Here is a 3,220-nt window from a genome sequence, read left to right on the forward strand (position 1 = left end):
AAAAACCAATCTCTGGCGGTAAAGGCGCGACGCACCATGGATGTCACGGCGCTTCTACTCTCGCGGCTGCAATTCGCGTTCACTGTATCGTTTCACATCATCTTCCCGTCTTTCACGATCGGACTGGCAGCCTGGCTCACCGTGCTGGAATCCCTTCAGCTCGCTACAGGGCGCCCGACCTACCGGCTCTTGTTCGAGTTCTGGCTTTGACGCCTCCGCACTATCGGGAGGACTGAAGATGGTGGACACCGTCGACAAGGGCGCGCTGGACCGGAAGGCGGTTAGCCGATGGGAGGCGGTTTTGGCGAACGCTGCGCGGACCGCCGGACCGCCGATGCTGTTCGGTCTGCGACTGTGGGCCTCCGTCTGTCTTGCTCTCTACGTCTCGTTCTGGCTGGAGCTCGACAACGCTTCTTGGGCCGGCACGTCCGCCGCGCTGGTGTGCCAACCGCTTCTCGGCGCGTCGCTTCGCAAGGGATGGTTTCGCATGATCGGCACCTTGGTAGGCGCGGTCGCGATCGTAGTGTTGACGGCGTGTTTCCCGCAAAACCGCGCCGGTCTTCTCATAGGCTTGGCGCTCTGGGGTGCGGTCTGCGCGTTTGTTGCCACGCTGTTGGGCAATTTCGCGAGCTACGCGGCAGCGCTGGCCGGCTACACCGCCGCGATCATTGCCGGCAATGAGCTGGGCGCCACCGGCGGCGTCAATGGCGAAGCCTTCACGCTCGCTGTCACCCGGGTCAGCGAGATCTGGATCGGCATTGTGTGCGCAGGCATCGTCCTCGCCGGTAGTGATTTCGGTGCTGCTCCACGGCGGCTCGCCGCGCTGCTCGCGGGCTTGTCAGCCCAAATCACGAGCAAGTTCGGCTCCGCATTGACGCTGGCCGGTTCGGCGTTGTCGGACATGCAGCCGGTTCGACGCGAACTCGTACGACAGGTCATCGCGCTCGACCCTGTGATGGACCAGGCGATCGGAGAATCCTCGAAGCTTCGCTATCATTCGTGGGTGCTGCAGGCGACAAAGGATGGCCTGTTTGAGGCGCTGGCCGGTTGGTCGGCCGTGGTGTGGCGGCTCGCGCGTTTGCCGGATGACACGGCTCGGCAGGAAGCCGATGCCGTGCTGAACAGCGTGCCGATGGCGCTGCGGTCCGCGTCGCCGCAGGGCGATGCGACATCCTGGATGACCGACCCGGTCGGAATGGGCCACCTGTGTGAAGCGGCGGTGCGACGGCTGATCGCCATGCCGGCGGGCACGCCGTCGCTACGGCTAATTGCCGACCAAACCGCCCGATTGCTTGCTGGCTTGTCCGATGTCCTTGACGGACTGGCGTTGCTGGTCGCCGACCCTGTTCGTCACCAAGGTCACCACCGCCGCGCAAGATTCTACGTGCCCGATTGGCTGCCGGCGCTCGTCAATGCTGGGCGCGCACTCGTGACCATTGGGGCGGTTGAGGTCTTCTGGATAATCACCGCATGGCCAAACGGCGCGTTGGCCATCACCTTCACAGCGATTTCGGTCATCATCTTCGCGCCGAAAGCCGATGTGGCCTACGCCGTAGCGATGAACTTCATGGTTGGTGTCGGCCTTGCCGCGGTTTGCGCTGCAATCGTTGCATTTGCGGGCTTCCCGAATGTAGAGACCTTCGCCGGCTTCAGCATCGTGATGGGACTCTTTCTGATACCGTTGGGTGCCCTGATGGCTCAATCATGGCAGGCAACGATGTTTGGTGCCCTGGCCGGCAATTTCGTGCCGCTGCTCGCGCCGGCCAACCAGACGAGCTACGACACCGCGCAATTCTATAACGCCGCGCTGGCGATCGTTCTGGGCTGCGGCGCTGCGGCCCTGTCGTTTCGCCTGCTGCCGCCGCTGTCGCCGGCAAAGCGAAGCGAGCGGCTGCTGGCGCTGACCTTGCGCGACCTGCACAGCCTCGCGACGGCTACCGTTCAGCGGCCACCAGACGATTGGGAAAACCGTATCTACAGCCGCCTCACGGCTTTGCCGGACCAAGCCGAGCCGGTGCAGCGGGCGCGGCTCTTGACGGCGCTGTCGGTCGGGACGGGGATTATCCATCTTCGCCGTATCGCACCTCAACTGGGGCTGGTCTCGGAGTTCGACTTGGCGCTCGAAGCCCTTGCGCAAGGGAATAGCGTCGCTGCAACCGCAGGGCTGACCGCGCTCGATCAACGGCTTGCGTCACTCGGGCAGGGCAACCCGCAGACTTCGTTTGTGCAGAAAGAGCGTGGCCGAGTTCTGGCGATCCGCGATGCTTTGGTCCGACATCGCTCTTATTTTGACGCAGGAGCATCAATTTGAAGTTCGTCGAGGTCAATCTGCTCGGCGTCTACGTTGCGCCGATCTCCGTGATGATGCTGGCGGCATGGTGCGTTACCATGGTCTTGCGCAGGGCCGGGGGCCGCTTTGGCTTGCTGGCCTACGTCTGGCATCCGGCGCTGTTCGTTTTCACGGTGTACATCATCGTGCTGTCGACAATTGTCCTCGCCGTTTCACGCTGAGGTCGCCATGTCCGATCCTGAAACTAACATGTCCGATGCTGAAGCCCAACCGGAGATTAAGAATGGTGATCTTCACGCCTTCTGTGCCGTCCGGCCAACGGCGCCCAACATGCACAGGGCGCCGATCCGAATTGTTCCACTCCTGATAACGCTCGCGACGACCGGGTGTGCCATGGTACTCGGGTGGGCGATGTGGAACGCATATATGGGGGGTCCGTGGACACGTGACAGCACGGTGCGAACCCATGTCGTCACCATGGCGCCGGAGGTCGCAGGACGTATCGTCGAGTTACGGGTGGCAGACAATCAATTCGTCCACAAGGGCGATTTACTGCTTGTGATCGACCCTACCAACTTCAAGATCGCCCTACAGTTGGCGGATGCAGCGGTCGATCAAGCTCAGGCCACGGCCCAGAATGCACAGCGCGAGGCAGAACGCCGCCGCAAACTCGATGACCTGTCAGTCTCGGTGGAACAGAAACAGGACTTCAACGCGAACGCGGTCGTGGCCCAGGCGCAATATCAGCAGGCAGTCGCAAACCGCGATCAGGCCAAGGTGAACCTGGAGCGCACGCAGATCCGTTCCCCGGTGAACGGCTGGGTGACCAATCTCCTGGCGCAGCTGGGTGACTACGCCACCGTCGGAAAGAACGAGATCTCGATCGTCAACGCCGATTCCTTCTGGGTCGATGCATATTTTGAGGAAACG

The 3,220-nt window shown here is 62.2% G+C and carries 3 protein-coding genes and 1 pseudogene; all 4 read left to right on the forward strand.

Annotated elements, in window-relative coordinates; all coding sequences use genetic code 11:
- Positions 1-36: 36 nt before the first annotated feature.
- Positions 37-207, forward strand: a pseudogene (locus tag ABSG20_RS33255) (cytochrome ubiquinol oxidase subunit I); the annotation flags it as partial.
- Between the two features lie 31 nt (positions 208-238).
- Positions 239-2,311 carry an FUSC family protein gene (locus ABSG20_RS33260; protein WP_423868682.1) on the forward strand — a complete coding sequence of 691 codons (2,073 nt, stop codon included), beginning with the start codon at positions 239-241 and terminating at the stop codon, positions 2,309-2,311.
- Positions 2,308-2,511, forward strand: coding sequence for a DUF1656 domain-containing protein (locus tag ABSG20_RS33265; protein ID WP_423868683.1), 204 nt, complete (start codon positions 2,308-2,310; stop codon positions 2,509-2,511). The genes ABSG20_RS33260 and ABSG20_RS33265 overlap by 4 nt, the downstream gene beginning before the upstream one ends.
- Positions 2,512-2,518: 7 nt before the next feature.
- A partial coding sequence (locus ABSG20_RS33270) for an efflux RND transporter periplasmic adaptor subunit (RefSeq protein ID WP_423868684.1) occupies positions 2,519-3,220 on the forward strand: 702 nt, incomplete at its 3' end.

This window comes from Bradyrhizobium sp. (assembly GCF_049512235.1).
GTDB lineage: Bacteria > Pseudomonadota > Alphaproteobacteria > Rhizobiales > Xanthobacteraceae > Bradyrhizobium.